We start from the raw sequence: 26,358 nt of genomic DNA, 5'->3' as shown, positions 1-26,358 counted from the left end.
CCTTGCCCGCATCTTGCGGTAGGGCAGTGGCCATGCCTCTCGTTTTCGTCATGGTCGGCGGGGCCTTCGGGTCCGGCGCGCGCTATCTCACCGGGCGTGCCGCGCTGGCGCTGCTGGGTCCGGAATTTCCGTTCGGCACGCTGGCCGTCAACCTGATCGGCGGAGCGCTGATGGGCGTGCTCGTCGGCGTGCTCGCCCGCACCGGCGCGGCCGAATCGTGGCGGCTGCTGCTCGGCATCGGCGTGCTCGGCGGCTTTACCACGTTCTCCTCGTTCAGCCTGGACGTCGTCACGATGATCGAACGCGGCGCGGCGGGCGCGGCGCTGGGCTATGCGCTGCTGTCCGTGCTGGGGTCGGTGCTGGCGCTGTTCGCCGGCCTGTGGCTGACGCGCAGCCTGGGAGCGGCGGCATGAGCGAGACCCCCGGCATCCGCCAATTCGCGGTCGGTTACGACGACGATGGCATCCGCCTCGATCGCTGGTTCAAACGGCACCTGCCCGACACCAGCTTCACCACAGTCGCCAAATGGGCGCGCACCGGCCAGCTGCGCGTCGACGGCGCGCGCGCCACGCCCGGCGACCGGATCAAGGCGGGCCAGACGCTGCGCGTGCCGCCGCCCGAGCCCGAGGTGAAGGACGAGGCGGGCGCCGTCGTCGCGCGGCCCAAGCGCGAGCGGACGCCGCTGAGCGAGGACCAGATCGCCTTCGCGCGCGAAATGGTGATCCACAAGGACCTGCAGGCGCTCGTCCTCAACAAGCCGCCGGGCCTCGCGACGCAGGGCGGCACCAAGACCGCCGAACATGTCGACGGCCTGCTCGACGCGCTGCAATATGACGCCGAGGGGCGGCCGAAGCTGGTCCACCGCCTCGACAAGGATACCTCGGGTGCGCTGCTGGTCGCGCGCACCAGCCGCGCCGCCGCCTTCTTCGCCAAGGCCTTCTCCGGCCGCACGGCGCGAAAGGTCTATTGGGCGCTGGTCGTCGGCGTGCCCTCGATCGACGACGGCATGGTCGACCTGCCCATCGCCAAGCAGCCCGGCACCGGCGGCGAGAAGATGCACGTCGACGAGGAAAACGGCCAGGCGGCGCGTAGCCGTTATCGCGTCATCGAGCGGGCCGGCAACCGCTGCGCCTGGGTCGAGCTGCAACCCTTCACCGGTCGCACGCACCAGCTGCGCGTCCATATGGCGGCGATCGGCCATCCGATCGTCGGCGACGGCAAATACGGTGGGGCCGCGGCGTTCCTGACCGGCGGGATCAGCCGCAAGATGCATCTCCACGCCCGCCGCATCCGCGTCGACCATCCCGATGGCGGCAGCATCGATGAAACGGCGAGCCTGCCGACGCATTTCGCCGAGAGCCTCGCCAGCCTCGGCTTCGAGGAGGCGCAGGGCGACGCGCTGCCGCTGGAAGAGACCAAGAAGGGCCCGCCGCCCAAGTCCGTGCTGAAGCAGCGCGCCAAGGCGCATGCCAAGACGATGCGCAAGGAGCAGCGCGGCGAGCGGCGCCGCCGTGGCGGCCCGGACGCAGGTGGTAGCGGCACGGGGGGCCGCGGCGGCAAGGGCGGCGGCCGGAAGAGCTGATGCACCCCAGCCCGGCGTTCCGATCCGGCGCGGCGGAGGCCGACCTGCTCGCCCGCGCCGAGCGGATCGGCTTCGCGCATGTCTTCGCCGCGACGCCTGCTGGCCCGATGGTGGTGCATGCGCCGGTGACGCTGCACGGCGCCGCCCTCCGCTTCCACGTCGCGCGTGCCAACCGGATCGCGCCGCACCTCGACGGCGCGGCCGTGCTGGTCAGCCTGGCCGAGATCGACGGATATGTCAGCGCGAATTGGTATGCGCCGCCGGGCGACCAGGTGCCGACCTGGAATTTCGTCACGATCGAATGCGATGGCATCGCCCGCGCGATCGATGACGCGGCACTGACCGAACAGCTCGACCGGCTGGCGGCGGTGCACGAGCCGCGCGACAACCCCTGGACCCGCGCCAAGATGGATGCCGGCGTGTTCGCCCGCATGCTGACCGGCATCCGCGGGTTCGAGGTCACCGTGACGGCGGTGCGCGAGACGACCAAGCTCAGCCAGAACAAGACCGCCGCCGATCGCGCCGGCGTGATCGCCGGTTTTCTCCGCAGCGACAAGGCCGCGCTCGCCGATCGCATGGCGGACGGATGACGACGCCGCTCGCCTGGCCCGACCTTACCGGCCGGCCGCGGCCGATGGCGGATGCGACCTTCGCCTATGGCGACGCGCCGCTCCAGTGTGTCGACCTGTGGCGTCCGGCGGGAACAGGGCCGCATCCCGTGGTGGCGATGGTCCACGGCGGCTGCTGGCAGTCGGATATCGCCGACCGGCGGCTGATGGACTGGGTGGCGGCCGACCTGCGCGACAACGGTATCGCGGTGTGGAACATCGATTATCGCGGCGTCGATCGGACCGGCGGCGGCTATCCCGGCACCTTTTGTGACGTGGCCGCCGCCGCCGACGCGCTGCGGCTGCACGGCGCCGGGCTGGACCTTGGCCGCATCGTCGCCGTGGGTCATTCGGCGGGTGGCCATCTGGCGCTGTGGCTCGCCGCGCGGCCGCGCCTGCCGGTCGACAGCCCGTTGCGTGCCGACGATCCGCTGCCGATCGCCCATGTCGTCAGCCTGGGCGGCCTCCCCGATCTGGAGGCGGTCGCCGCCAGTCCCGACAACGGTTGCGGTACGGAGGTGATCGCGCGGCTGGTCGATGCGGGCCGGGCCGATCCGTTCGCCGACACTTCGGTTCCGCGCCTGTTGCCGCTCGGCGTGCCGCAGGATCTGGTCAACGGCCGCGAGGATCGCATCGTACCCTATCGCTTCGCCACCGACCATGTCGCGCGCGCCACCGCCGCGGGTGACGTGGCCCGGCTGCACACGGTCGCCGACACCGGCCATGTCGAGCTGATCGCGCCGGAGACGCCCGCCTGGGCCACAGCGCGCCGCCTCATCGCCGCCGCGCTGCGCCACACCCTGCCATGACCACGCTCGACCACGCCCGCGCCCTCGACCGCGCCGATCCGCTCGCCGGCTTCCGCGACCGCTTCGCGCTGCCCGAAGGCATCATCTATCTCGACGGCAATTCGCTCGGCGCGCTGCCCCGTGCGGTCGCGCCGGCGCTCGCCGATACGGCAGAGCGCCAATGGGGCGAGCGGCTGATCCGCAGCTGGAACGAAGGCTGGATCGACGCGCCGCAGCGGCTGGGCGCGCGCATCGCGCCGCTGATCGGCGCCGCCCCGCACGAGGTGATCGTCGGCGACACCACCTCGGCGCATCTGTTCAAGGCGCTGGTCGCCGCGCTGCGCCGCGATCCCGCCCGCCGCACCATCGTCAGCGAGGCGGGGAATTTCCCGACCGACCTGCATGTCGCCGAAGGGGCGGTCGGCTGCGTTCCCGGTGCCCGGCTGAAGGTGGTGGCGCGGGACGAACTCGCCGGTGCGCTGGACGCCGATACCGCCGTCCTCCTGCTCACCCATGTCCATTACAAGACCGCCGAACGCTTCGACCTGGCCGAATGGACGGCACGCGCGGAGGCGGCGGGGGCGCTGATGCTGTGGGATTTCAGCCATAGCGTCGGCGCGGTGCCGATCGACGTCACCGCCGCCGGTGCCGACCTCGCGGTCGGGTGCACCTATAAGTATCTCAACGGCGGGCCTGGCGCGCCCGCCTTCCTCTATGTCGCCGAGCGGTGGCAGGATGCGCTCGCCAATCCGGTGAGCGGCTGGATGGGGCATGCCGAACCCTTCGCCTTCCAGGACGGCTACCGGCCCGCGGCGGGCATGAAGCGATGGCTGGTCGGCACGCCGCCGATCCTCGGCATGGCGAGCCTGGAGGCGGCGCTGGCGATCTGGGACGCGGTCGACATGGCGGCCCTTACCGCCAAGAGCGCCAGCCTGTTCGCCATCCTGGCCGCCGCAGGCGATGCCGCCGGGCTGCCCTGCGTCACGCCGGTCGACCCGGCGCGGCGCGGCAGCCATATCAGTTTTCGCCACCCCTGCGCCTACGAGGTGACGCAGGCGCTGATCGCCCGCGGCGTGATCGGCGATTTTCGCGCACCCGACGTGATCCGCCTCGGCCTGACGCCGCTCTACCTCAGCCACGAGGACGTATGGCGCGCCGGCGAGCAGCTGCGCGAGGTGATCGCGACCGAGGCGTGGCGCGATCCGGCATTCGCCACCCGCAACGCGGTGACGTGAGCGGCGGGATTACTGGTCGAAGTCGTTCTGGTCGGCGCGGGTGCCGTGCAGCTGTGCCCAGAGCTGCTGCGTCCCCGCCTCCTGCGCGCGATTGACGAATTGCGAGGCGACCAGCCAGCCCTTCAACGGCCGGAGCGGCAGCAGCGTCCCCGCCGCCATGAACGGCACCGACGTGACGAGATGCACCCAGGCCGGCGGGTCGAACGCCACCTGCACCCACACGACGAAGGCGATCAGCGGCAGCGCGATGATGCAGAGCGAGAAGAACGCCGGGCCGTCATCCGGCGCGGCGAATCGGTAGTCCAGGCCGCACCGGTCGCAACGATCGACGATCTTCAGCCACGATTTGAACATGCGCCCCTCGCCGCAGCGCGGGCACAGCCCCTTCCACCCGCAGCGCAGGATCCAGCGGACCTTGGCCTTGCCGTCCAGCGGCGTCGTGGGATCGGCATCATCCGTTTGCATGACAAAGACATAGGCGCATGCGCCGCCGATACGATGGGACAAATTGTCCCGCCCGTCAGTCGTGCAGCAGCGGCAGGTCGAGATCGTGCAGGTTGATGGTCAGCTGCAGGGTCAGCGCATGGTCCATCTGCGCGCGCGCATGGCTGCGGCCGGGCCGGAACTGGTTGAGGTAGCCGATGTCGAGGTTCATCTCGCGGCCGATCGGCACCATCACCCCGGCGATGTTGCGCATCCGCTCATACCCGCTGCGCTGCCCCCAGCGCGTCGTGTTGGGCAGGAAGAAGCTTTCGTGGCTGGCGAACAGCGCGACGCCGCGCGAGCCCAGCGGGTAGTTGTAGCGGACCAGCGGACGGATGCGCACGCCGATCTCGGGCCCACGCGGATTGAAGCGTTCGTCGATCCGGAACCGCGTGGAGAAACGGCCGAAGGTCGCCACCACCTGCTGGCGCAGACGGTCCTCGTTCGCGCCGCTATTGCCGTTGTGCGCGCCGACCTTGCGATAGCCCCCGCCCAGCTCGACGCCCTTTGCCACACGCAGTCCCAGCAGCACGCCGAATTCGCTCTGGTACAGGCCATCCTGCCGATCGCTGAACCGCGCGATCTGTTCCAGCGTCACGCGCACGCCATCGGCGACCGGCACGTTGGTGTTGATCTGCGTCCAGAGCTGCGCATCCTGCTGCTGCGCACAGGCCGGCGCGGCGGCGGACGCGAGCGGCAGGGCGATGGCGCAGGCAAGGCGGCGGCGTGACATGGCATCGCTGCTAATGCGTGACGGGGCCGCTGTCACCTCGGGCCGATACGGCACCGGTGTCGGTCAGCGAGGCTGGCTTGACGGCAAATCCTACCGAGCGGATGGTGTATCGAAACGTGGGGAGGGAGATGCCATGCGGAAGGTGTTGGCGACAATTTGCATCACGCTGGCGATCGGCGGATGCAGCAAGGCACCCGATGCGGAAAACTCCGCCCCGTTCGCGAGCGGCAATCACAACAGTGTCGAAACCCTGGCCGACACCGGCGACACCGTGGGTGCGCCGGGCGTCGCGGTGACGGCGGCGCCCGGCGTCGCCTTCACCTATCATTACGGCTTCCGCCTGCCGCCGCGGGCGATCACCGCCACGCAGGAGGCGCATGCCCAAGCCTGTGAAAAGCTTGGCATCGCGCGCTGCCGCATCACCGGCATGGACTATCGCGTCGTCGGCGAGAACGACATTCGCGGGCGGCTGCTGTTCAAGCTCGATCCGACCATCGCCCGCGCATTCGGCAAGCGCGGTATCGACCTGGTGGCAGCCGCCAAGGGCAGCCTTGCCGATGCCACGATCACCGGCACCGATGCGGCGGAGGCGATCACCCGCGCCAACGCCGCCGCGCGCAAGGCCGCCGCCGCCGAACGGGACGCGGACCGAAGACTTGCCGCGTCCGGTCAAGGCACGGACGAGCGCGCCGAACTCCAGAGCCGCCGCATCGCCGCCGCCAACGCCGTCCAGGTCGCCACCGCCCAGGCGGAGGAGGCCCGCGCCAGCCTTGCCACCACGCCGATGGAGTTCGTGTACGAATCCGGCGACACCGTGCGCGGGTTCGATACCAGTGCGCCGCTGACCAGCGCGCTCGATACGATGGTGGTGTCCGCCCAGGTGACGCTCGCCGTGCTGCTCGGACTGATCGCGATCTTCGGCCCGCCGGCGATCGTGATCGTCGTCGGCCTGCTCCTCTGGCGCCGCATGCGCGGCCCGGTCGGCCGCTGGCGTGGCGGGGACGGCGAGTCGTAACGCACTGGTATGCACATGGGCGCAGGCACGCCGCCAAAGATTGCGCGCCTGCCCCCCTTCCCCTATAGGCCCGGCCAATCCGGCCCCGGCCCGCGAAACCCTCGCGCCGCCGGGGCTGCTCTTTTCAGGGGAAGTCGCGCATGGCTCGCCGCCGCCAGATCTATGAGGGCAAGGCCAAGATCCTGTACGAGGGTCCCGAACCCGGCACGCTGATCCAGTATTTCAAGGACGACGCCACCGCCTTCAACGCCCAGAAAAAGGGCACGATCAACGGCAAGGGCGTGCTCAACAACCGCATCAGCGAGCATGTCTTCACCCTGCTCGATGCGATTGGCGTGCCGACGCACTTCATCCGCCGCCTCAACATGCGCGAACAGCTGATCCGCCAGGTCGAGATCGTGCCGATCGAGGTCGTGGTGCGCAACGTCGCGGCGGGTTCGCTCTCCAAGCGCCTCGGCATCGAGGAAGGCGTCAAGCTGCCGCGCACGATCATCGAATATTATTACAAAGACGATGCGCTCGGCGATCCGATGATCTCCGACGAGCATATCGCCGCCTTCGGCTGGGCGAGCCAGGAGGAGATGCACGACATCGCCGACCTCGCCATCCGCGTGAACGATTTCCTCACCGGCCTGTTCGCCGGGATCGGCATCCGCCTGGTCGACTTCAAGCTGGAGTTCGGCCGGATCTGGGACAACGATTACGGCCGGATCATCCTGGCGGACGAGATCAGCCCCGACGGCTGCCGCCTGTGGGACATGAATTCCAACGAGAAGCTCGACAAGGACCGCTTCCGCCGCGATCTGGGCGGAGAGGCCGAGGCCTATCAGGAGGTCGCGCGCCGGCTCGGCCTGCTGCCCGAGGGCGAGGACAGCGCCGTGCTCGATCTCGATTCGCACCGCAAGCGGCGGGGTAAGTAAGCCATGAAACTGCGTATCTTCGTCACCCTGAAGCCCGGCGTGCTCGACCCGCAGGGCCGCGCCATCCACCACGCGCTCGGCAGCCTCGGCTTCGCCGGCGTCGAGGACGTGCGCGCGGGCAAGATGTTCGAGCTGGAGGTCGCCGACACGACCACCGACGAGGCGATCGACGGCATGTGCCGCCAGTTGCTGGCCAATACGGTGATCGAGAACTTCCGGGTGGAGCGCGCGTAAGATGAAGACCGCCGTCATCGTCTTTCCGGGATCGAACTGCGACCGCGACCTGGCCGTCGCGCTGGAGGCGGTGACCGGCACCCGGCCGGATATGGTGTGGCACGGCGACACCGCGCTGCCCGACGGCGTCGGTCTGGTCGCGGTGCCGGGTGGCTTCTCCTATGGCGATTACCTGCGCTCCGGCGCGATCGCCGCACGATCGCCGATCATGCAGGCGGTGGTGGAACAGGCCGGGCGCGGCCTGCCCGTGCTCGGCGTCTGCAACGGATTTCAGGTGCTGACCGAAGCCGGACTGCTGCCGGGCGCGCTGATGCGCAATGCGGGACTCGACTTCGTCTGTCGCGACGTCGCGCTCACCGTCGCCAATGCGCAGACGGCGTTCACCAGCCGCTATGACGCCGGCGAGACGATCCGCGTGCCGGTGGCGCACCACGACGGCAATTACTTCGCCGATGCCGACACGCTCGACCGGCTCGAAGGCGAAGGCCGCGTCGCCTTCCGCTATGGCGAGGCGGTGAACGGGTCGGCGCGCGATATCGCCGGCGTGCTCAATGCGGCGGGCAACGTGCTCGGCATGATGCCGCACCCCGAACGCAAGATCGAGGGCGCACACGGCGGCACCGACGGGCGCCGCCTGTTCGAGGGCGTGCTGGAGACGATCGGGGCCTGAGCGCCCCGCCCGCTTCCTTCGTCACACCCGCGCGCGAAACGGCGTGAAGTCGGTGCCGCGGTCGAACACGTCGACGCCCTCGGCCCGTTTCAGCGCACCGACGACGAGATAGGTCAGCGGGGTCAGGATCACCTCCCACGCGACCTTCAGCGCCCATTGCGTGAACAGCACGGTGACCACGAGCCGCGGCGTGAAGCCTTCGGCGCCCAGGAAGGCGACGGGGTAGAAGATCAGGCTGTCCACTCCCTCCCCCAGCACGGTCGAGCCGATGGTTCGCATCCACAGGTGCCGCCCCTCGCTCCACAGCTTCATCCGCGCCATGACGTAGGAGTTGACGAATTCGCCCGCCCAGAAGGCGAGCACGCTCGCCAGCACGATGCGCGGCACCTGGCCGAAGATCGTCGCATAGGCGGCCTGGTTGCCCCACGACGGTGCCGGCGGCAGCGCGACGACGACATAGGCCATGAACGCCATGAACACGACCGCCGCCGTCCCCGCCCAGATCACCCGGCGGGCGCGGGCATAGCCATAGACCTCGGTCAGCACGTCGCCGATCACGTAGCTGACCGGAAAGAACAGGATGCCCGCGCCGAACGGCCACGGCCCGATGCCGGGGATGACGACCTGCGCGACCTTGCCCGCGCCGATCACGTTCGACAGCAGCAGGATGGCGACGAAGGCCGCCATCACGAAATCATAATAGCGAAACGCCTGCCCGCGCATCGCACCGGCATCGACCGCCGGCTCGGCTCCCGTGTTCATGGCGGCAGATTATATGGCTGTTCCCGTCGCACGCAAATCGCGCTAACCCTGCCCCCGCGCGCGCCCGTAGCTCAGTTGGATAGAGCACGAGCCTTCTAAGCTTGGGGCCGCTGGTTCGAATCCAGCCGGGCGCGCCATTTCTGTTCAGCTTTGGGCACTGCGGCTCCCGGCGTCTGGGATGCCATGATGGCCCGTTCCAGCATCGCGTTGCGCCCCGTGATCCGTACCTCGCGGTCGCCGACCTCGACGCGATCGACGAGCAGGTGGATGTATTCCTTGCGCGTCCTGCCGTCCGGCTCGCGGAGCTTGTGGCGGAGCAGATCGCCGAACCGGGCGATGATCGCGGGCGTGATTCGCCGATCGCCGGCATCAAGCTGCCGTTCGAGGACGGCGATGTCGGCCTGCGTGCTGGCCTTCTGCGCACGAATGTTGCCCAGTTCGCTTGCAACCTGCGGATCGTCCGGGCTGAGCACCTCGAGCCGTACCAGCTTGATCACGCGGGCGCTCTCGCCTTCAAGCTGGGTCAGCCGGGCGCGAAGCCGCTTCAATTCGGCGGCGCGCTCGGCCACGGCAGTTGCTGACCGATCCAGCCATGTCTGGAGGAGCGCGGTCAGCCGTTCTGTCTGGACAAGATGGCGAGTCAAGGCGCCGACGACCAGATCGTCCAGTTGCGCCATCGGGACGCGGCGTCCCGAGCACGCATCCGGCCCGCGCTTGATCCGCGCCGAACAGGCGTAATAGCGATACTGACCGGATTTGCCGGTGCTGGTCATCATCCCTGCACCGCAGCCATTCCCGCCGCACCCGCAAACAGCGCGGCCAGTCAGCAGGTTTGTGTTGGTCTTCGCGGCCGCTTCACCCATCCGCGGGTCGCGGTCAGCCATCTGCTTCCGAACCGCGTAGAATGTCTCTTCATCAATGATCGGCGGTACCGGGATCGGCACCCACTCGCTTTCCGGCCGCACCTCCCCGGTGCGCGAGTCCCGCCGGTTGAAGCTGATGTAGCCGATATAAGCGGTGTTGGTCAGGATGTTGTGCAGCGTCCCGACGCTGAACCGCTTGCCTCGAATGCGATAGCCGCGGTCATTGAGATGATGCGCTAGGCCCGTGATCCCGATCGGGCCATCGGCGATGCCCTCTACATACGTCTTGAAGATATAGCGTACCATGTCGACCGTTTCTGGATCATGCTCCAGCTTCTTGCGGTCCTTGCCGCGTGTCTGCTGCACGGTGCAGGTGCGGAAGCCGATCGGCGGTGTCTGGCCATTCCAGAAGCCGTTGACAGCGTTGGCCACCATCGTTCGCCGAACATGCTTGGCGTTTTCGGCCGAATGATATTCGTCGAAGACGGCGAGCATCGACACGGCGAGATCGGATGTCGGATCGTCGCCGAAGTTCTGCGTCACTGAGATGATGCGGATCTTCTTGCGGCGAAGCCGCTCGCGATACCGCATGAAGTCGAGCGCGTTACGGAACAACCGCGATAGCGAATGCGCAAGGATGATGTCGATCGGATGCTCATCGGACTCGGCGAGCGCGATCATCTCGCGGAAGGCACGGCGATGGTCGTCGGTGGCGCTACCCGCCTCCGAGAAGACGCGGACCGCCTGAGCGCCGTTTTCCTCGATCCAGCGCTCGGCGGTGGCAATCTGATCTGGCAGCGACAGGTCGTTCTTCTCCTGCCGCGTTGTCGAAACCCGCGCATAGACGAAGACACGCTTACCCGCGATCGTTTCGGTTGTCATGACCAGGCCTTTCGAACAGCGCGGCGATCTCGCCGCCGAACAGCCGATCGATCAGCGCGACCTCCTGTTCGAGGGTCGACCATGAATCGTCGAAGGCCGCGCTGACAAGCCCCGGATCGTTGATGCGCGCATCAACGACCGGCGACGGGGAAGTCGCCTGAGGCGTTGGAGGTGATGCGCGCGGGCCCATGGGCCGGGCGTGGCAGGTTCAGCGCGGCGCCGTTGCGGGGGGGCGCTCGCGAATCTTTCGGACGAGCTTTCTTTATGGGTTCGCCATGCCAGGTCGACAAGAAGCACGCTGGTTTTCGACTCCTCTCCCTTTATCTCTAGCCGGTCGATGACATTCCCGATTTGCCGTATTTGACCGGTCGTTTTGATAGATAGCAATCGGGAATAGGTTTCGAGAAAGCCCTTGCCGGGGACACGAAATGAACCGCCCGACCCGGCAAGAATCCCACCTCGTGTTCGTTTGTGGGAAGGGCCGAGGTCGAGGTGCAGCATTGCCCACGCGACCGCGAAGCAAGTAGGTCCTGCCTCATGGAAAAACGAACCTGCCCCACGCCAGCTGAGGCGCTGACGATCGCCGAAACCGTGCTCCGAACTCGCTATCACGACGCGGCGTTCGCCTATGCCGCAGGATCAATCATGCGCGGGGAAGGCACTTATCTATCGGACATAGACCTGGTTGTCGTCTTTGATCGCCTCGACGCAGCGCGGCGAGAGTCCTTCATCGTCGATGGCGTTCCGATCGAGGCGTTCGTTCACGACCCCGAGACACTGGCGTGGTTCGTCAACGAGGATGCGACGCGGGGCCGCCCCAGCATTCTGAACATGATCGTGGAGGGAAGGATAATCGGCCTGGATCGGAGCCGTGCTGAAGGCTTGCGCGCTGGAGTAGCGGCTCGGCTGAAGAACGGACCGCCTTCGTTTTCAGCCACCGCATTGAACGCGTTGCGTTACGAGATCACGGACGCAGTGGATGATCTTCGTGGCGACCGAACTCTGACCGAGGCATTGGCGATCGGGGCCATGCTTCATTCAAAACTTGTAGAACTCGCCCTGCGCGGCCGAGGGCATTGGTATGGTGCTGGCAAGTGGGCGCCTCGCCTCCTGACCAAGATCAGTCCCGAATTGGCAGACCGGTTCGACGATGCCTTCCGGGTATTATTCGTTACGGGCGATGGTGGCCCTGTGATCGCGCTCGCCGAAGCAGAACTGGCTTCGCATGGCGGCCCGCTCTTTGATGGCGATCGTCGGGATGCACCTTCTTCGTGGCGCTTCGCCTGAAAGCCACCTTTCCCAATATACCAGCCCATAGGAGACGGGATCGCGAAACCTGGGTTTTATCCCGCCCCCAACCATACCGGCCGCCGGCGGAGATTTTTTTCCAGCTCCGGAAGGTTTCCGCACAGGGGCAGGCCGTGATTCCCGCCGCGCACAGACAGCATGGTCGAGGTCATCACCTCCTGGTCTTCGTCTTCGTCTTCGTCTGCTACTTCTTGCGCGAGGCCATTTCCCTCATCGGATCGGTCGACAGCGGCGAGATCATCATCCCGACGTTCTGCGCGCCGCGCCTTGCGGTGATATCGCCGGTCATAGGAAGCGACGGCGGTTGGTTATGCCCGAGACCGCCATGATCCGGCGACACGCCGTGCGCGTGACCAAGAGCGGCGACCACCCCTTCGGGTATGCGGCTGGTATCCTGCAGGACCATCGGCAGGACGCCCTTCCTGGCCCGGTGATAGCCTGTAATCGCGTCCCATTGGTAATGACGGTAATGCGCGATGTCGTCACCACGGTCGTTCAGCCACAAATGAGCCTGATAGCGCGCCGTGTAACCAAGCTCGCCCGGCTTGGGCCGGTCGGCAACCAGCGCCATCGCTTTCTTGCGCAGGCTGTCGCCTGACTTTGGCTTGAGGATGTCGTCCATGGCGAAGGGGCCAAACGCGAGGGGAAGGGCGTCCTCCTCCTTATCCATCGCCTGCTGCAACAGCCACAAGGCGGCGGCCGGATTGCTTTCGGCCATCCATGCAAAGCTGATCGTCGCGATCGCCCAGGAGACGCGTCGCATCGACACGGATGCCAGCTTTGGTCCCTTCGGCCTAAAGCGTCTGTTCCAACCTTGAGCCGTCATCATGAGTTCCACCAGTCCGACCGCGGCGTGCTGGCGCCAATCGAGCCCCCAGAATGTTGCGGCCGGGCGGTTCTGGCGTGACCAGCCATGGGTCCTGCGCGGTTCCAGCCAGAACGCAGGACTGGCGGCGAAATCGCGGGCGATGGCTTTGGACTCTTTCGGCGTCGCGGGCGTGACATCGAGACCGCCCCGTTCCTCGGCGGCCGCTGACAGGCTCGCCGCGCATACCCTTGCCCACGCCGCTGCCGCTTCGGCATCGCCGCGTTGCAGAACGGTACCCGGCGCGCTGAGCGCGATCGACTGATAAGGCAGCATCTCGATCGCCCGCAGGATCGCGGTCGGTTGATGGGGGCCGCCTGCCAGCGGAACGCGAGGCAGGAAGCGCCGCGTCGACAGCTCGATACCCGCATCGAACGCCATTTCGAGCAGCCCGGCATGGTTGACGGCAAGCCGCGCCAGTTCGGCATAGAGGACGGCGACCAGGAACGGCGGCAGATAGTCCGCCTCCGGCTTCGTCCATAGCGCCCGCACACGATGGGGCCACGGGTCGTCGATGATCGTGGGGTACAGCGCAAGCGCGCCTTTGAAGTCCTTGGCGATCACACGATCGAAGACCGGTCGATCGCGCAGCTTGAGATCGCCGAGGTACATCGCCAGATCGCGGGGCGAATGACCAAGGAGCGTGACGAGGTACTCGGCACGTTCGCAACGCGCGGCCATGTTGCTGATGGCAAAGGTGTCGGGTCCTCCGCCCGCACCGGCCTCGCGCGGGCGGATCAGGACCTGCCGCCAGAACGATCCGCCGAGTTGCGCCTCGCTCATCCCACCATCGATGATCGCACGAGCGCCATCGGGCAGCGGGATTTGATCGCTCAAGTGGCGGTGCGGCGTACGGGCGATGCCGCAGCCATCGGTGGCGGGTTGCCCTGGAATCCAATAGTCCCAGCCGCGCCGCAATCCGACCGCCGGATCGACGCTGTTGTCGAGGCCGGCCTGCGCGACGGCGGCGGCGACGTCGTCGATGATGCTCATGCACCAGCCTTATCGCGAGGGGAGTTTAGGGATCGTATGTCGCTGCGCGCCTCTTCGATCGCACGGCCGAGCGCCGCGTCATGATCGGCAAGCCACGCTTCCTGCGCGGTGCTGACGGCGACCAGCGCCTCCGCGGCGGTCGCCAGATCGTGCCAATCCTTTTCCGCGTCGCGTGGGGCTGCACCAAGCGCGATCTCGATCTGCTGCATCCAGCCGATCAGTCCCACGGCACGGCGCGCAAGCGCATCGTACCCCTGGAAGCGCTCGGCGCGTCCCCCGATGATGACCGAGCGGGTTTCATCGAGGATATCGGTCATGCCGCATCTCCCGCATCGTCCATGTCGCCCAGCGGCAGCTGGTCGGCTGCGGGCACGGCCTGGCTGGCTGACGCGTCCGGCGCGCTCGGGGCGGCGGAGGTCGGCGCATGCAGCGCATCCGGATCGGCCGACGCGGCCGCCAGCCGAGGATTGCCGCCGTTCTGCTCGATCCAGTCGTGCGCTTCCCCACGGTTCAACCTGGCGGGCGGTTCGAGGTCCAGGGTCGCCACCATCCGCCCGATCAGGAAACCCTGCGATCGCGTCATTGGCTTGCGCCGCCACGCGTCACTGTCGGGATTGTCGCGCTGCCAGACGCGAAAATCCGCGACGTCCTTTGCATACGCGTGGCTCGCGCGATCAAGCAGCAGCGCCTCCCCGCGCTTCGTCCACTCGTCGAGATGGGCACGGACCGCTGCGACCTCGGCAGCGATGCCCGTGGCGCCGGGCTGCGTAGCGGCGAAGGGAGCGACGATCGCGATATAGGCGTCGAGCGGCTGATGGCGGAGCCACACGCGCGCCGACGCCATCTCGCCGGTGTATCCCGCATCACGGTCCAGCCACGCCAGCGACATGCGATGCCATTGTTCCGAGCGCGTCGTGGACAACAGCCGGGTCTTCGCGTTGCGCGCCTTGCGCTTGATCTCGGCCAGGCGTTCCGCAGCCCGGCGTTCTACCGCGATGGCCGCTGCATATTCGCGGCGGCGGCGGGCTTCGGTGGCGTCATAATCCATGGGTCGTCTCCTCGTCCGTGATTGGACGGGCTGACGATACGGAGCTTCGATCCCGACTTTTGCGGGGGGCGCTCCACTTTCCCAGCATATTGATCTGTGGAGGCCGATTGTTCGCCTGTTGCAGGACCCGGCCGGTGTCCCCTGCACACCGCGGCGCTCCTGACCGACCAAATGGAGCGCACCCCGCAACATGGGTGAGCGGGAGCCCCTACGAGACGGAGGACCGCAGTCGAGGAAGTGATTGGGGGGTGGGATGCGGAAGAAATGTTGACCCCGGTCAACGGCGCATCCGCTTCCTGTCCCACCCCCCAGCCTGCGGCGTCACGATGAGGTGCCGCGATGCTGCTGGAGACCGAGGAAGGGATATGGGCGCGGGCGGACGCGCAGGTCTTCCGGTTGCTGATGGACGGTGGGCGGACCGAGCGCCGTCTTCGCGCCGCCGAGCGCACGGTTGCTGCAGCCTTCCGGCGCGTGGCTGCCCTTCGCGAACGTCGCCGGGCCGGAGCGGCCCGCGAACAGGCAGCTGCCGATCGCAGACTCGACCAGGAACTGTCGCGCGCGTGGGGGCGTCCGATGCGCATCCGTATGGCCAAAGCCGATCATCCGACATCGGTTGCAGTCACTGCCTCCCGCAAGATGGCGATGCTGGCGGGGGCTTCGAAGCGCGCCATCCGCACCTACCGGGTGCCGCTGGCCGACGAACGTGGGCGCGTCGCGCTGTTCTTCCGCGTTCGCTATGTCGGCTTCAAATCGAAGACGTGGCGCGCAGGCCTGGCTGCCGATCATGCACTCTATATCCTGCGCGACGAAGCGCTTGAGCGGGTGGGAGAGGTCGAGGTTGATTCCGGACCCATGTCGAACATGGGTACGGACGCGCATGAGATTGCCGCGTGCTGGCGCGCGCTCGAAGATGTCGAGGAAGGATACCGTGCCAATGCGATCGTCCAGCACCGTATCATCTGGAACCTGCCGCACGACCTGAACGCGACCGAACGCCGCGCGCTGGTGGAGGAGTTTTGCGGTCGCACCTTCGGTCGGTTGGGCCTGCCCTGGGTTGCAGCGATCCACACACCAGATGCGAAGGGCGACCAGCGAAACTACCATGCACATGTGTGCTTCTCGTTGCGCCCCTGCGAGCGCACCGGCGACCATGAATGGGCAATCGCCCAGGAGAAGCTGAACGGTCTGACCGACCCGGACGGTCTGAAGCTGATGCGCGCGCTGGCGAGCGGACATATGAACCGCGCCTGCCGCGCGGCTGGGCGGCCTGAGCGCTTCACTCATCGAACCTACCTGGAACGCGGCATCGACGCGCAACGCCAGGCCCATGTCGGCGCGGCTGCGATGGCGGCGCATGAGCGCGGCGAACATGTCCATGCCATCGCCCGCAACGCTATCGTCGCCGAGAGTAACGAGTTGGCCTTCGAGAAGGCTCGATCGACGCGAGAGGTCCAGGCCCTTAACCGTCTGACGTCGCTGCTCGACCGGCGCATCCAGATGGATCGTTCGCGTAATCGCATCGCCACCATGACGGCCCGCGCGGGTATGATCGCGAGGTCCGCGCGCGAAATGGTTGATTGGGTGCGCCGAGGCAGGTCCGCCGCTCGACCTTTCGCGCGAGATGCCGCCCCGATGGTTCGCGACTACGCCCGCTCGATCATGGAGCGGCTCCAGCGTGGGCGGACACTGCGCCACACTTCTGCGCTGCGGGGTACGGCCATGTCGCTGGCGAGCATGGCTCGATCGGTCGCGCAACGGATCGGCACGGTGCCAGCGCCGATCATGCCGTCCTCGGCGGCGACTGCACGATCACGCCGCATCGTGATCATCGCGACAGGCCAAACCACTTCGTCGACGCTGTATAGGAACTTGGCCGCGCAGCGGGCCGAAGCGGCGGCCATCCACCAGCGGCTCGTCGCGCGCGACCAACAAACCTCGACCGAACAGGCCCGCCGCCTGATTCTAACAACTGAACCGGCCCCCTACCGGCTGGAGCACAACCGCCTGGTCCTCGATCTGTCCTCGATGCCGACGGCGGGACGGCAGGTGATCGAAGGCTTGCCCCGCGACGATCTCGGCCACGCCTTGCGCGAGCGTCATCGCCTCGACCAGCAGCGTGAAGTTGAGCAACGGAAGGCCGCCGATGCAGCGGCGAAGCGGGATGAAGTCGAACGCGCTGCGAAGGTTGCCCGGCGGACTCTCGCCGAGGAAGCGTGCCGCATCCTGCGCGACGCGGAACCGCCTCCATATCGCCGCAGCGGCAAGCGGATCCAACTCGACTGGTCCGCTCTGCCCGAGCGCGACCGGAGCACGGTTATCGCGGTCGGCATCGGCGACGATGACCTGCGCCGCGCCCTCATCGAGCGCGCACGGCACGACGAGCGGGTGGACCGGACGGCCGCAATGCTGGACGCTATCGAACAGGAACGCCGTCATGTGCCGAGCATCGACGGTCGCCGACAGGTCGATCCGCGCACGCTGGCGGCATTCGGCCTTGGCCAGGAGGACGTGCAAACCGCACCGGTGCAGCGCGAGCTTGAGGATATCGCGGCGCAGCAGCTCGGCGAGATCCAGATGATCACAGTCTATTCCGAGGCTCATCCCCGCCAGCTGGTGCACCTGGAGGCGGGCTGGTCGCTCGACGAGGAAGCCCCCAAGGTCATGCGAGAATTGGTCGAGGCCTGGCAGCATGACGATAGGGTGCAGGCCGTCCTTGGCGGATTGGCGGAGCGCGAACGGACTGTCGTCCCGAGCCTTGGAGCTTCACAGCAAGTAGCAGATACTTTCCCGACCAGCCGCGACCACGTCGATGAACCGTCGAGCGCCTTGCGAATGGCTGTGACGGCCGAAACGGTGCGACGGATATCGTCGGCACCCACCGGAGCGCAAAAAGAGCGTAGCGAGGACCTGGGCGATCGCGCGACCCGCATCCAACGAAGCATCAATAATCCCGGCGATATGTCGCGATGAACGACAAAGCTGGAAGGCGCAGCCACGCTGGCAGCATGGAAAAGGGCGCTGATGGCGCTCATCCTCATGGGCAGCTGATGCGAAGGTTCTGAAGGAAGGGAAAAACAAGGTCGGCATGCGCCGGCTGGCCCTAAATTGGAATCTTCGTCGTCGATCGGCTTCCACCGGTCATTCCCAGCATCCGCGCTATTAACCCATCCGCCTCGTGCGGATTGGGAGCAATGGCGCGTGTCCGGAGCCAAATACATGCTTCCAACACCCATCATCACTGCGCTAAGCGCCGCTCGGCTCGACATCGGCCATCGCCTCGGCGTCGCCCGGCAGATTCCGGTCGGGGCGGCCGTCCTAACCGCCGAATTGCGCGGGACGGAGGTTCACTTCACCCTCGACAGCCGCGTCCTCCAGCCCTCCGATCCCGCGGAGGCCTTGCTGGTCTGGCTCGACCGGCACCTAACGCGTGAGGGCGCGACAATAGCTGGCTATCGCCTCGATGATGCCTCCGCGCAGCTCGCCCGTCTGCCCGGTGCCGAATGGTCGCCCTCCATTCGCGCGATGACGGGTTGCGGCAAGCAATATGTCCTCGACCTGTCCGCCAGCATCGACAACGGTCCGCTGACCTTCCGGCAGGCGTGCGCCCAGATGCGGATATTCTGCGCACCGGCCGATCCAGATTCCCGCTTTTCCGCCTGGGTGCGCTCCGATGTCCGCGACATCGAGCAAGATGCGCAGATTGATGCGATCGCCACCTTCCGCCTCATCATTCGCCGTCTCGCCTCCATTAATCCGGTCGGCCGCAGCATCGCCGCTGTCATCAGCAGTCATCTCGCCGTCTGGCTCGAACAGGCGGACCATCCCGCAGCACAGGCCCACATCGCCCATCTGCTGTCCGCAGCCGACTGATCCAACCCGGCCGCGTTGCGGCCAATCTCGAGGAATAACCATGTCTCTCATCGACCTGTCGATTGAGCAGCGCGGATTCGCGCCCGCTTCGATCGCGCTTGCCGTCCGGACCATCGGCGCCTGTCCGGCCGCCGGTCACCGGCCGGACGCTCGAATCCTCTGCGGCATCGGGCTCCTATCCGTCACGCCGGATGACGTCGGCGGCTACCGCTTCAGCGGCGACTCTCGTTGTCTGGGCAAAGGCGACATCCCCCAGGATCTACTCGACTGGCTGGAGCCGCGTATACCTGCGGCCGGTGGCATCATCAGCTGGCACAATTGGGGCAGCGTCCCGCGCCGTCTGCTCGCACTGGCCGAGCAGACGCGACATGCGCACATAGTCGCCGCTGCCGCGGACACCGCGGGCCGCTGGCGCGACATGCCGCGGGGACACACCTGGCACATTCGCCAAGCGCCCGCGATGCTCATGCCCTGTGTATGCCCCTTGGGAACCCGCGTCGACGAATGCGATGCGGAGATGCCCACCGTCCTGCTGCCCAACCCAACCACTACCGCGGCCGAGTTGATCGAGGAGGCGATCGCCGGCTGGCAATGCTGGGCGCGAGCCTTCGGCGACTTCGACGATGCCGACCACCCTGCGCAGGCCGCCCTTCGCGCCTTGGACCGCTGGCGCGCCGATCCGCCGGCCGCCCGCTGACCTCCCTTTCCTTAACGCTTGGGCGCGCAGCGCCCGCCGGAGAACCACCATGCATCACGATCTCACCTCGCTTTTTAAGAGCACGTCGCCCCGTTTCGTCGTCGTCCTCGATGCGGAACGCGCCTATGACCTTGAAGCCCATGCCCGCTACCAGGCGAGCGAACGCTTCCTTCCCGCCGATGCTGCGCATCTGTTGCCGCGCGATCCGCGCGTGACACCGCGTTGGCCCTGTCACCGGATCACCACCCTGTCCTGGCTGGTGATGACCGACGCTGAAGACGGCCTGCGGCCGGTCCGCCTAGAGACCCGCGGGCTGCCGGAGCAAGACGAAGCCGGCGGCCTCAAGGCATTCTTCGCCGACATGGAGCAGCTCGGCCACGTCCAACTTGTGACCTGGGGTGGCTTCCACACCGACCTGCCGCAGATCCTGATTGGCGCGCTGGATGCGGGACTACGGCTGCCACCAAATCTCACCGGGCTGCAATCACCATGGCGACGTGACGCCTCGGGGCACCTCGACCTGTGCAGCGAGATGTGTGGCGGTGCTACGCCTGCCCATCTCGCCGAATTCGCAGCCCGGCTTGGCATTCCGGCCAAGCTGACCTGTCGGCCGGACCTTGTCTCTCAGTTGATGCAGCAAGGGAAATGGTCGGCCGTCCGCTCGGTGTGCGAGGGTGACGTCATGACCACGGCGGCGCTGCTCATGCGATGGCGCCATCTGTCCGGCGGCGGCGCCTCGATGCTGGAAGCGACGCGGCGACTCGCCAGCTTCATCGCCGATCATTGTGGTCACCGACTCTACGCCGCTGACTGGCAGCAATATGGTGACGACCTCGTCGCTGCGGCCTTCGCGGCGGAAGCCCGCAAGCTGAAATTCCTCGCGCCGGCGGCATGCCGCTGAGGTGATCATGGCCTCTGTAAGGGGCGGAAAAGGAATAGGGGCCCACGGCCTCAAAGGAGATCATCGACATGAGCATCAATCAATCGATCGACACCATGCAGGCTTGGACCTTCGGCCTGCGCGTGGCGATGGGCTATCCGGAATACGCACCGATCGGGAATCCGGTGGCGTTCGCCTCAGGCGGACGCAAGACCTTCGCGGAGGCGATCGAGGTCGCCGCCATCGTCGAACAGACCGGCCGCGACCTGATCCTCGTCCAATTCGATCTGCCCATCGCCGATGGACCGATCGGCATCTCGCTGGCCACCCGCGCCAACGTCCACGTCGAATGGCATGCCAACGTGCAGCCTTACCTGGCCAGCGAAGACGCGTACGTTGAACTGCTGAGCGACACGCACCGTTGGTCTGTTGGGCCCCGGTCCGTCCTGACCGCTTCGGCGCTGCCGCCCCGCAACCGCATCAAGCGCGGCGTCGAGCGGGCCAACCGCCGCTGGCGAGAAATGACCGATCGAGTGCACGGCCTCGAGCTTCCCGGGTCCGTCTTCGTTCCCGCCGGCACGAGCTATGCCGACGCCCTGCCACTGGAAAGACTGCGAGCGGCGGCGTGACGTCGCACGACTACGAATGACTATCGGGCGGACGTTCCCTATCGTCCGCCCAATGACTCCGCCCGCCGATGCGGGTCAGCCCGTTGGACCTGTCAAACCGCATGAACGCCGAAGAGATCGAAGAAGCCGTATCCGACCTCGTCCAAACAACCACCGCATCGGGCTGGTGGGGGCGCGCCAGTGAACCGGCGTGATCGCCCATGATCGGCATCGCGACCACCCGCATCCGGCCTCTGACCGAGGATGTTTGCAACGAGATCATCGAGGCCGCCGGTGGGCGGCGTGCCCATCCCGACCAGGCCGAACGCCAGAAGCGTAATGCCGACTACATCCTCGGCGAATCCGTGATCGAGCTGAAGATCCTCGAGGACGAGGGGCTGAGCAAGATCGAGCGGCAACGGAAGCTAGCCGAGATCTTCACGGCGCTAGACCCGAACCGTCCGGTCTATGTACTCGATCGCGGCCAGCTCGATCTGAAAGGCCAACGGGCCTACGACCGCGCGATGGAGAGCCCGATCAAGGGCGCGGTCAAAAGCGCAAAGGGCCAGCTTGTCCAGACGCGGTCGGAGTTCCCCAACACCAAAAGATCGATCCTGCTGCTCGTCAATAACGGTAACACGGCGCTCGACCATGACGAGATCTGCGAGCTGGCCGGCCGCCGAGCGCGCAACGATACCGACGATATCGACGGCGTTGTCGTTGCCGGCGCCTATCTCCACAGCGACGGGTTCGACACTCTCGCGTTATGGCCGATCCACTACGTGCCAATCAGCCTAGACCAGCCCTTTCCAGAATATGATGCGCTGCACGAGGCCTTCCATGGCTACGCTGAGCGAGCGATGACAGAAGCGATCAGGAATGGTCTCTCGAAAGAGATGACCAAAAGACCGGTTCTCGACACCGGTTTCGATCTCGACGGCAAGACCTTCGTCAAGCCGGCGCCGCCGCTCGGCCAGAGCTCGGACTTCTACGTCAACGGTCGGCCTCGAGTGAACAGCGCCGGCGACGATTTTCCGCCGGTCGGCTTGGTGTTCCCAGAACTCGACCGCGCCGAATGGAACAGGTTTCGTGAGTTTATGCCCGACGACGGGTCGTTGGGCGAACGGTATGAGGATTGGCTCGCCGAGCGCGAACGGGCGCTCGACGAAGGCGCCGAGCTGAAGCCGACCGTGCCGATGACCGTCACGCTGGACGGCTGGCTTGCTAGCCTAGGCGGCGCGGCGCCACCCCGGCGCTTCGGCCCCGTGCGTCGTTACGCAACGACACTGTTTCAGCAGGCCGTCAATGCCGTGCTCGCGGGCTCGCGCAGTGTCGAAAATACCCGGATCGTGCCGAGCCGGTTCGTCTTGGTGACGACCGAGGTCATCGGCCAAGATCAAGCCAACGACGTTTCGCATATTTTGCTCGTCGAGCCCCAGGCCGGAGCCGAGCCGCGGATCACGACGCTGGTGAAGAATGCGCGGATCAGATTCCAACATGCGGGCGCGCTCGGTGCCTCCTATGCCGTCAAGCACTGCGCAAGCAGCTTGCAATGGCAAAAGGACAAGACCTACGCGTGGCAATGAGCAAATCCTTCGACCTCCGCCGGACACCCGACCCCGCCTGGCGGGCCGAACTGCGGTCGATCGGCGAAAAACGTTCGTCGATTAAGTAGTTTTGCCTTCACCGCTAGAGCCACCCGCTGCTTCAATATTTCCCTTCGCGGGCTCGGGCGGTCTCATTTCGTCCATCAACTTAATCCAAAGCTGAGGGGGCACGGGCAACCTGAGCCGACGGCAGGCGAGCAGGAGGACCGGCCAGTGCTCGAGACGTATAGCGGAAAGAGCGGGATAGTCCGGATTGGCCTGCGCCTCGGCCCGCTGCGCCGCAATTAACTCCGAGCCATCGGTCCCGACCTTGAGCCCGGTGATCGATGATCCCTGCCACGGGTCTCCCTGCCAAATCTTATTCTCGGTCCGGCTGTTGGGGACCCAGGCCTGGAAGCTGCAGTTCGACGCCTCAGCCTGCTGGAATTCCCCGATCTCGGCGATGGTGTCCGCATCGTCCAGGATGTAGGCGACGGTCGCCAGGAGCGGCATGGTTACGCTCGCCGCCATCGCCGCCTGCCGGTATTCATCGGTCGCGCTTTCCGGATGCCGCAGGAGGAAGCCATAACTTCCGTCGTCCGAAGGATAGCGGCCATGGTGTCGGTAGGCGAACATGATGCGCTGCGCCGCCTCGCGAACCCACTGACGTGCCGCGTCCCTGGTGTCGCGCACGGAGCACAGGAGCAGGAGCGCTAGGGCGAGGTCAGTCGAATGGTGGTCGGCGAACGGCGTCAGTAGCGTCGGGTTGGCGAACGGCATCCGTCCCAATGCCTCCGCGATCCTCCTCGCCGGCCAATTGGGGAGGTCCGAGGTCTGCGGCGCGGCGCCCTCTCCGGGTTCCATCCAGAGCTGCCAGAGCCCACCCATCGCCACCCGGCCCGCGGTCTCGAACATCGACAGGTTGATGTCGAGGCCGTCGACGGACCCGACGGCGAAGCTGAGCACGTGCAGTTTTCCCGCGTGGGGCAGGACCTTCTTCCCGTACAGCTCGTCCCATATCTGAAGGTGCAGGCTGACGACCTGGTGAAAAGAGTGACTGGCGTCGAGCCGGCGACCCCGATCTCCCTCGATCTGCCGGTACAACAGGTTCCAGGCCCTCAGTGTCACGATCTCGCTCGCCTGATACGGTGCCTCCAGGTTCCCTGCATCCCGACCCCAGACGAACAGGATCCACAAGGCGAGGTAGAGAATTCGGACCTTCGCCACGGGATCGGCCTCGCCCTGCGCGACCTTCGCAACGAGCCGCTCGAAATGCGCGATCGACCGCTCGGGGTCGTCCGCCGTCGCAGCCGCCTTCCTCAGAAGCGACCGCAGCTCGCCCGAGAACAGCTCCTCGCGGAGCGCGCCGTCGAGAATTTTGCGGGTCAGCGTGTCCCCGGTCCAGACTTGGTAGTCCAGCGTATCTGTCCGGTTGGACAGCATGTAGCCGTTGATGAGCGGCTCCATCGCCTCGGGCACGATGCCGCCGAGCGTTATGCAGATTACGACCTTCAGGCCCTGGTGCTCGGGAGCACGGTTGTTGAGGATGACGTCCTTGATCTCGTCGAGCGACTGCCGAAGCGCCTGGTCCGCACCCGCCCATTCCTGCCGCGTCAGGTCGCCGCGCTTTATGGAGAAAACGAACAGCTTCCGCTCACCGTCGGCGTCGGTGCCGACGGCTATGACATCCGCGCCATACTGCCTGTTGCCGGAAACCGGCCTGCGGACGACCTCGAATCCCATGCTCGTCAACAGATCGGGGATCACGACGTCGAGCTCGTTCTGTTCCTTTAGACCCTTAAAATATTCGCGGATGATCGGCGTGATCACGGCGCTTTCCCCATGGATAGCACGATGCGCTGATACCAGAATCCGACCGGATCGATCGCGTCCAGCCGCGCCAGCGGGATGGAATGGGATACGGTGCCCATCCGGAACTCCTGCCGCTGCGGCAGACCATCGCCGGTGAACACCTCGCTCACAACGCTGTCGCCGTGCAGCACGCGCGTGATCGGGATGAGGTCCATGATTCCGGATCGCTTCGGCATATCCTCACGGACCTTGCGTTGCGCCTCGGTGCGATACAGCTGTCGCAGGAAGCTCTGCCGTGCCGTGGGACCCAACTCCGGGATGACGCCGGTCGATCGCACCGCGCCCTCATAATTAGCGAGTGAGGACAGCAGGCGCGATATGCGCTCCTGAACGATGGACGGCTGGCTGGGGGATGCGCTCTCGAGATACTCTTTCGGACCGTCCCAGTAACTGATCAGCACGGGGTTGAAGAGGAGTGCCTCGAGGCCGTCCCCGGCATCCGCTTGGCCAGTGCGCATGAGGCTCAAGATGATGGATGTCGCAGTCACCGGCTGGATCATGAGGCTGCTGACGACCTTCCTCGCCGAGGCTAGGGTCTGCTCCGCGCTGAGCTCAAAGCGGCCGAAGTCCAGCTCGAGCGTCATTTCCTTCGTTGACGCCGGGATGGAGGTGATGTCGCGCACCGCGTCGATCAGCCTGTCCGCCCCGTCCGCAATCCAATCCTCGACCACCGCCTCGAGCGACCCGTCGTTCGCCGTGAGGATCTGGTGGGCGCTGTCGTCCATCGCCTCGATGTCGGCGATGCCACTCGCCAGGATGTGCTTGAGCAGGTCCCGGTATGGCTCACCCTCGACGCCACGCAGCCGCTGGGCGATCGCCATGTTGACCGCCTCGATCGTGTCGGCCTCACCCTTCTCAACCCCTCCGAGCAGCGCCAGAAAGCGCCGCCGAAGCCCGTCGGATATCGCGTCCCTGGTCATGAACATGCGGGTCGCCGCGATGCGGCGGAGGCGCGCGTCTGCCTGGTCGGCGACCGCGTCCAGCACCGCCTCGGCGCCTGCCGGGTCGCTGCCCTCCCGGAGGCCAATGGTGAGTGCGGCCTCGAACGCGCTCGCCCGGCGTTCGGGATCACCGGCGGAAAGCGCGGCGTATATAGCATCCGACACAATGGACATCTCGGTCTCTTCCGCGGTCGAGACCGTGCCGAGCACGAAGCCCGCCGCGTCTGCTTCCGCGGCGTCACCGTTGACTAGCATCGTCGTGACGAGCGCAAGGTATCTCGCGCGGTCGACCCGCAGGCCGGCCTGTAGCGTGGCAATCCGCAGCGAAGCGGGCACGTCTCCGTCGGCCATCGCCTGAAGCATGGCGTTGACACGACGCTCGTCGCGGGCTGCCCATCCGGCGACCGCATCGAACATGAAGTAGGGGACGGTTCCGTCCCTCGAGCGCGCCGTGAACGCGTTCGCCATGCCGATGACGGTCGTTGGGTCCAACTCGAGTGCCTCGATGGCGGCACCGTAGACCGTGCCGGCAAAGTGGTCGACGGGTCCGGGCGTCCCCGTCGCCGTGGCGGCCAAGTCGATCAGGCCTGCCCGATGGGCGTCGGCCACCGACGCTTTGAAGAGACGGCCCGCATCGTCGTCGAGCGCGAGAAGCGCATCGCGAAACAGCGCCTCCAACGTGCCGTCGGCCGCCGCGCTACTGAGCGCGCCGGGCGAGGTATCGGGCGATTCACGTCGTCTTGCCATGGTCGCACCCGATCACGCGACGGCTGGCGCGGCAACCGATATCAATCGGGAAGTTAAGAAAAGCGGCGCGATCGCGGCCAAAGGGGATGCGTTTTTCCCGCGAAAGCCTGTGAGCCGATATGGTGGCTATCGACAGGGCACCACAAAGTGACATCAGTGTACCGATGA

At 66.5% G+C, this 26,358-nt stretch carries 26 protein-coding genes, 1 tRNA gene and 1 pseudogene; 18 read left to right on the top strand and 10 right to left on the bottom strand.

Annotated features, from left to right (window positions below):
• Positions 1 to 32 precede the first annotated feature (32 nt).
• The 5 genes from crcB to kynU are packed head-to-tail and all read left to right on the top strand — an operon-like array spanning position 33 to position 4,213.
• On the top strand, positions 33 to 413 hold the full coding sequence (gene crcB, locus AC4GY7_RS08345) for a fluoride efflux transporter CrcB (RefSeq protein ID WP_491112951.1): 381 nt from the start codon (positions 33 to 35) through the stop codon (positions 411 to 413).
• Entirely contained in the window at positions 410 to 1,582 is a 1,173-nt protein-coding gene (locus AC4GY7_RS08340; RefSeq protein ID WP_491112950.1) for an RluA family pseudouridine synthase, read from the top strand. The genes crcB and AC4GY7_RS08340 overlap by 4 nt, the downstream gene beginning before the upstream one ends.
• Complete coding sequence (locus AC4GY7_RS08335; protein ID WP_491112949.1) at positions 1,582 to 2,172, top strand: FMN-binding negative transcriptional regulator; 591 nt, start codon at positions 1,582 to 1,584, stop codon at positions 2,170 to 2,172. Before AC4GY7_RS08340 ends, AC4GY7_RS08335 begins: the two co-directional genes overlap by 1 nt.
• Positions 2,169 to 2,999, top strand: a complete 831-nt coding sequence (locus tag AC4GY7_RS08330) for an alpha/beta hydrolase (RefSeq protein WP_491112948.1) — start codon at positions 2,169 to 2,171, stop codon at positions 2,997 to 2,999. Before AC4GY7_RS08335 ends, AC4GY7_RS08330 begins: the two co-directional genes overlap by 4 nt.
• Positions 2,996 to 4,213, top strand: coding sequence for a kynureninase (gene kynU / locus AC4GY7_RS08325; protein ID WP_491112947.1), 1,218 nt, complete (start codon positions 2,996 to 2,998; stop codon positions 4,211 to 4,213). Before AC4GY7_RS08330 ends, kynU begins: the two co-directional genes overlap by 4 nt.
• A 9-nt stretch (positions 4,214 to 4,222) precedes the next feature.
• Here the strand turns inward: kynU and AC4GY7_RS08320 are convergent, their stop codons facing one another.
• Positions 4,223 to 4,678 carry a DUF983 domain-containing protein gene (locus AC4GY7_RS08320; RefSeq protein ID WP_491112946.1) on the bottom strand — a complete coding sequence of 152 codons (456 nt, stop codon included), beginning with the start codon at positions 4,676 to 4,678 and terminating at the stop codon, positions 4,223 to 4,225.
• A gap of 55 nt (positions 4,679 to 4,733) precedes the next feature.
• Entirely contained in the window at positions 4,734 to 5,429 is a 696-nt protein-coding gene (locus AC4GY7_RS08315; RefSeq protein ID WP_491112945.1) for a DUF2490 domain-containing protein, read from the bottom strand.
• Positions 5,430 to 5,562: 133 nt separating this feature from the next.
• Between AC4GY7_RS08315 and AC4GY7_RS08310 the strand changes: the two genes are divergently transcribed.
• The 4 genes from AC4GY7_RS08310 (at position 5,563) to purQ (ending at position 8,268) form a co-directional block, all read left to right on the top strand.
• On the top strand, positions 5,563 to 6,444 hold the full coding sequence (locus AC4GY7_RS08310) for a hypothetical protein (protein ID WP_491112944.1): 882 nt from the start codon (positions 5,563 to 5,565) through the stop codon (positions 6,442 to 6,444).
• Between the two features lie 140 nt (positions 6,445 to 6,584).
• Positions 6,585 to 7,364 carry a phosphoribosylaminoimidazolesuccinocarboxamide synthase gene (gene purC / locus AC4GY7_RS08305; RefSeq protein ID WP_443583870.1) on the top strand — a complete coding sequence of 260 codons (780 nt, stop codon included), beginning with the start codon at positions 6,585 to 6,587 and terminating at the stop codon, positions 7,362 to 7,364.
• A gap of 3 nt (positions 7,365 to 7,367) precedes the next feature.
• Positions 7,368 to 7,598, top strand: a complete 231-nt coding sequence (gene purS / locus AC4GY7_RS08300) for a phosphoribosylformylglycinamidine synthase subunit PurS (protein WP_443583871.1) — start codon at positions 7,368 to 7,370, stop codon at positions 7,596 to 7,598.
• Position 7,599: 1 nt separating this feature from the next.
• Positions 7,600 to 8,268 carry a phosphoribosylformylglycinamidine synthase subunit PurQ gene (gene purQ, locus AC4GY7_RS08295; RefSeq protein ID WP_443583872.1) on the top strand — a complete coding sequence of 223 codons (669 nt, stop codon included), beginning with the start codon at positions 7,600 to 7,602 and terminating at the stop codon, positions 8,266 to 8,268.
• A 21-nt stretch (positions 8,269 to 8,289) separates the two neighbouring features.
• Here the strand turns inward: purQ and AC4GY7_RS08290 are convergent, their stop codons facing one another.
• Complete coding sequence (locus AC4GY7_RS08290) at positions 8,290 to 9,030, bottom strand: queuosine precursor transporter (protein ID WP_491112943.1); 741 nt, start codon at positions 9,028 to 9,030, stop codon at positions 8,290 to 8,292.
• Positions 9,031 to 9,090: 60 nt separating this feature from the next.
• Here AC4GY7_RS08290 and AC4GY7_RS08285 point away from each other — a divergent pair.
• A tRNA-Arg gene (locus tag AC4GY7_RS08285) sits at positions 9,091 to 9,167 on the top strand.
• Positions 9,132 to 9,611 carry a hypothetical protein gene (locus AC4GY7_RS08280; protein WP_491112942.1) on the top strand — a complete coding sequence of 160 codons (480 nt, stop codon included), beginning with the start codon at positions 9,132 to 9,134 and terminating at the stop codon, positions 9,609 to 9,611. Before AC4GY7_RS08285 ends, AC4GY7_RS08280 begins: the two co-directional genes overlap by 36 nt.
• A 72-nt stretch (positions 9,612 to 9,683) precedes the next feature.
• Here AC4GY7_RS08280 and AC4GY7_RS08275 read toward each other — a convergent pair.
• Together AC4GY7_RS08275 and AC4GY7_RS08270 are read right to left on the bottom strand one after the other, a co-directional pair.
• Positions 9,684 to 10,775, bottom strand: a pseudogene (locus AC4GY7_RS08275) (recombinase family protein); the annotation flags it as partial.
• Complete coding sequence (locus AC4GY7_RS08270; protein ID WP_491112941.1) at positions 10,750 to 10,965, bottom strand: hypothetical protein; 216 nt, start codon at positions 10,963 to 10,965, stop codon at positions 10,750 to 10,752. The gene AC4GY7_RS08270 and the pseudogene AC4GY7_RS08275, both read right to left, overlap by 26 nt.
• Positions 10,966 to 11,312: 347 nt before the next feature.
• On the opposite strand from AC4GY7_RS08270, the gene AC4GY7_RS08265 reads away from it, so the two are divergent.
• Positions 11,313 to 12,062: a nucleotidyltransferase domain-containing protein gene (locus tag AC4GY7_RS08265; RefSeq protein WP_491112940.1), complete on the top strand. Its 750-nt coding sequence runs from the start codon at positions 11,313 to 11,315 to the stop codon at positions 12,060 to 12,062.
• A 205-nt stretch (positions 12,063 to 12,267) separates the two neighbouring features.
• Here the strand turns inward: AC4GY7_RS08265 and AC4GY7_RS08260 are convergent, their stop codons facing one another.
• Genes AC4GY7_RS08260 through AC4GY7_RS08250 form a run of 3 tightly spaced genes read right to left on the bottom strand, consistent with a single transcriptional unit; the run spans position 12,268 to position 14,989 of the window.
• The gene (locus AC4GY7_RS08260) at positions 12,268 to 13,941 is read right to left on the bottom strand and encodes a hypothetical protein (RefSeq protein WP_491112939.1); all 1,674 of its coding nucleotides are present in this window, start codon (positions 13,939 to 13,941) and stop codon (positions 12,268 to 12,270) included.
• The gene (locus tag AC4GY7_RS08255; RefSeq protein WP_491112938.1) at positions 13,938 to 14,258 is read right to left on the bottom strand and encodes a hypothetical protein; all 321 of its coding nucleotides are present in this window, start codon (positions 14,256 to 14,258) and stop codon (positions 13,938 to 13,940) included. The genes AC4GY7_RS08260 and AC4GY7_RS08255 overlap by 4 nt, the downstream gene beginning before the upstream one ends.
• A complete protein-coding gene (locus AC4GY7_RS08250) occupies positions 14,255 to 14,989 on the bottom strand; it encodes a hypothetical protein (protein WP_491112937.1) in 735 nt (244 codons plus the stop codon). The genes AC4GY7_RS08255 and AC4GY7_RS08250 overlap by 4 nt, the downstream gene beginning before the upstream one ends.
• 339 nt (positions 14,990 to 15,328) lie before the next feature.
• On the opposite strand from AC4GY7_RS08250, the gene AC4GY7_RS08245 reads away from it, so the two are divergent.
• The 6 genes from AC4GY7_RS08245 (at position 15,329) to AC4GY7_RS08220 (ending at position 22,630) form a co-directional block, all read left to right on the top strand.
• On the top strand, positions 15,329 to 17,959 hold the full coding sequence (locus AC4GY7_RS08245; RefSeq protein WP_491112936.1) for a MobA/MobL family protein: 2,631 nt from the start codon (positions 15,329 to 15,331) through the stop codon (positions 17,957 to 17,959).
• 135 nt (positions 17,960 to 18,094) lie between these two features.
• On the top strand, positions 18,095 to 18,859 hold the full coding sequence (locus AC4GY7_RS08240) for a hypothetical protein (RefSeq protein WP_491112935.1): 765 nt from the start codon (positions 18,095 to 18,097) through the stop codon (positions 18,857 to 18,859).
• Positions 18,860 to 18,899: 40 nt separating this feature from the next.
• A complete protein-coding gene (locus AC4GY7_RS08235; protein WP_491112934.1) occupies positions 18,900 to 19,556 on the top strand; it encodes a hypothetical protein in 657 nt (218 codons plus the stop codon).
• Between the two features lie 49 nt (positions 19,557 to 19,605).
• On the top strand, positions 19,606 to 20,457 hold the full coding sequence (locus AC4GY7_RS08230; protein ID WP_491112933.1) for a hypothetical protein: 852 nt from the start codon (positions 19,606 to 19,608) through the stop codon (positions 20,455 to 20,457).
• Between the two features lie 68 nt (positions 20,458 to 20,525).
• The gene (locus AC4GY7_RS08225) at positions 20,526 to 21,065 is read left to right on the top strand and encodes a hypothetical protein (RefSeq protein WP_491112932.1); all 540 of its coding nucleotides are present in this window, start codon (positions 20,526 to 20,528) and stop codon (positions 21,063 to 21,065) included.
• Between the two features lie 200 nt (positions 21,066 to 21,265).
• Complete coding sequence (locus tag AC4GY7_RS08220; protein WP_491112931.1) at positions 21,266 to 22,630, top strand: hypothetical protein; 1,365 nt, start codon at positions 21,266 to 21,268, stop codon at positions 22,628 to 22,630.
• Positions 22,631 to 22,711: 81 nt separating this feature from the next.
• On the opposite strand, the gene AC4GY7_RS08215 is transcribed toward AC4GY7_RS08220, so the two are convergent.
• On the bottom strand, positions 22,712 to 24,460 hold the full coding sequence (locus AC4GY7_RS08215; RefSeq protein ID WP_491112930.1) for a hypothetical protein: 1,749 nt from the start codon (positions 24,458 to 24,460) through the stop codon (positions 22,712 to 22,714).
• On the bottom strand, positions 24,457 to 26,190 hold the full coding sequence (locus AC4GY7_RS08210) for a hypothetical protein (protein ID WP_491112929.1): 1,734 nt from the start codon (positions 26,188 to 26,190) through the stop codon (positions 24,457 to 24,459). The genes AC4GY7_RS08215 and AC4GY7_RS08210 overlap by 4 nt, the downstream gene beginning before the upstream one ends.
• Positions 26,191 to 26,358: the final 168 nt, after the last annotated feature.

The sequence above is a fragment of the Sphingomonas sp. SP5 genome (assembly GCF_058313455.1).
Note: the sequence above shows the minus strand (reverse complement) of the source record. Positions and strands in the feature narration are given on the sequence as shown.

What these genes read in the sequence shown, in the direction of transcription:
- crcB (WP_491112951.1), top strand. Translation starts at nt 33, where the DNA reads ATGCCTCTCGTTTTCGTCATGGTCGGCGGGGCCTTCGGGTCCGGCGCG.
- AC4GY7_RS08340 (WP_491112950.1), top strand. Translation starts at nt 410, where the DNA reads ATGAGCGAGACCCCCGGCATCCGCCAATTCGCGGTCGGTTACGACGAC.
- AC4GY7_RS08335 (WP_491112949.1), top strand. Translation starts at nt 1,582, where the DNA reads ATGCACCCCAGCCCGGCGTTCCGATCCGGCGCGGCGGAGGCCGACCTG.
- AC4GY7_RS08330 (WP_491112948.1), top strand. Translation starts at nt 2,169, where the DNA reads ATGACGACGCCGCTCGCCTGGCCCGACCTTACCGGCCGGCCGCGGCCG.
- kynU (WP_491112947.1), top strand. Translation starts at nt 2,996, where the DNA reads ATGACCACGCTCGACCACGCCCGCGCCCTCGACCGCGCCGATCCGCTC.
- AC4GY7_RS08320 (WP_491112946.1), bottom strand. Translation starts at nt 4,678, where the DNA reads ATGCAAACGGATGATGCCGATCCCACGACGCCGCTGGACGGCAAGGCC.
- AC4GY7_RS08315 (WP_491112945.1), bottom strand. Translation starts at nt 5,429, where the DNA reads ATGTCACGCCGCCGCCTTGCCTGCGCCATCGCCCTGCCGCTCGCGTCC.
- AC4GY7_RS08310 (WP_491112944.1), top strand. Translation starts at nt 5,563, where the DNA reads ATGCGGAAGGTGTTGGCGACAATTTGCATCACGCTGGCGATCGGCGGA.
- purC (WP_443583870.1), top strand. Translation starts at nt 6,585, where the DNA reads ATGGCTCGCCGCCGCCAGATCTATGAGGGCAAGGCCAAGATCCTGTAC.
- purS (WP_443583871.1), top strand. Translation starts at nt 7,368, where the DNA reads ATGAAACTGCGTATCTTCGTCACCCTGAAGCCCGGCGTGCTCGACCCG.
- purQ (WP_443583872.1), top strand. Translation starts at nt 7,600, where the DNA reads ATGAAGACCGCCGTCATCGTCTTTCCGGGATCGAACTGCGACCGCGAC.
- AC4GY7_RS08290 (WP_491112943.1), bottom strand. Translation starts at nt 9,030, where the DNA reads ATGAACACGGGAGCCGAGCCGGCGGTCGATGCCGGTGCGATGCGCGGG.
- AC4GY7_RS08270 (WP_491112941.1), bottom strand. Translation starts at nt 10,965, where the DNA reads ATGGGCCCGCGCGCATCACCTCCAACGCCTCAGGCGACTTCCCCGTCG.
- AC4GY7_RS08265 (WP_491112940.1), top strand. Translation starts at nt 11,313, where the DNA reads ATGGAAAAACGAACCTGCCCCACGCCAGCTGAGGCGCTGACGATCGCC.
- AC4GY7_RS08260 (WP_491112939.1), bottom strand. Translation starts at nt 13,941, where the DNA reads ATGAGCATCATCGACGACGTCGCCGCCGCCGTCGCGCAGGCCGGCCTC.
- AC4GY7_RS08255 (WP_491112938.1), bottom strand. Translation starts at nt 14,258, where the DNA reads ATGACCGATATCCTCGATGAAACCCGCTCGGTCATCATCGGGGGACGC.
- AC4GY7_RS08250 (WP_491112937.1), bottom strand. Translation starts at nt 14,989, where the DNA reads ATGGATTATGACGCCACCGAAGCCCGCCGCCGCCGCGAATATGCAGCG.
- AC4GY7_RS08245 (WP_491112936.1), top strand. Translation starts at nt 15,329, where the DNA reads ATGCTGCTGGAGACCGAGGAAGGGATATGGGCGCGGGCGGACGCGCAG.
- AC4GY7_RS08235 (WP_491112934.1), top strand. Translation starts at nt 18,900, where the DNA reads ATGTCTCTCATCGACCTGTCGATTGAGCAGCGCGGATTCGCGCCCGCT.
- AC4GY7_RS08230 (WP_491112933.1), top strand. Translation starts at nt 19,606, where the DNA reads ATGCATCACGATCTCACCTCGCTTTTTAAGAGCACGTCGCCCCGTTTC.
- AC4GY7_RS08225 (WP_491112932.1), top strand. Translation starts at nt 20,526, where the DNA reads ATGAGCATCAATCAATCGATCGACACCATGCAGGCTTGGACCTTCGGC.
- AC4GY7_RS08220 (WP_491112931.1), top strand. Translation starts at nt 21,266, where the DNA reads ATGATCGGCATCGCGACCACCCGCATCCGGCCTCTGACCGAGGATGTT.
- AC4GY7_RS08210 (WP_491112929.1), bottom strand. Translation starts at nt 26,190, where the DNA reads ATGGCAAGACGACGTGAATCGCCCGATACCTCGCCCGGCGCGCTCAGT.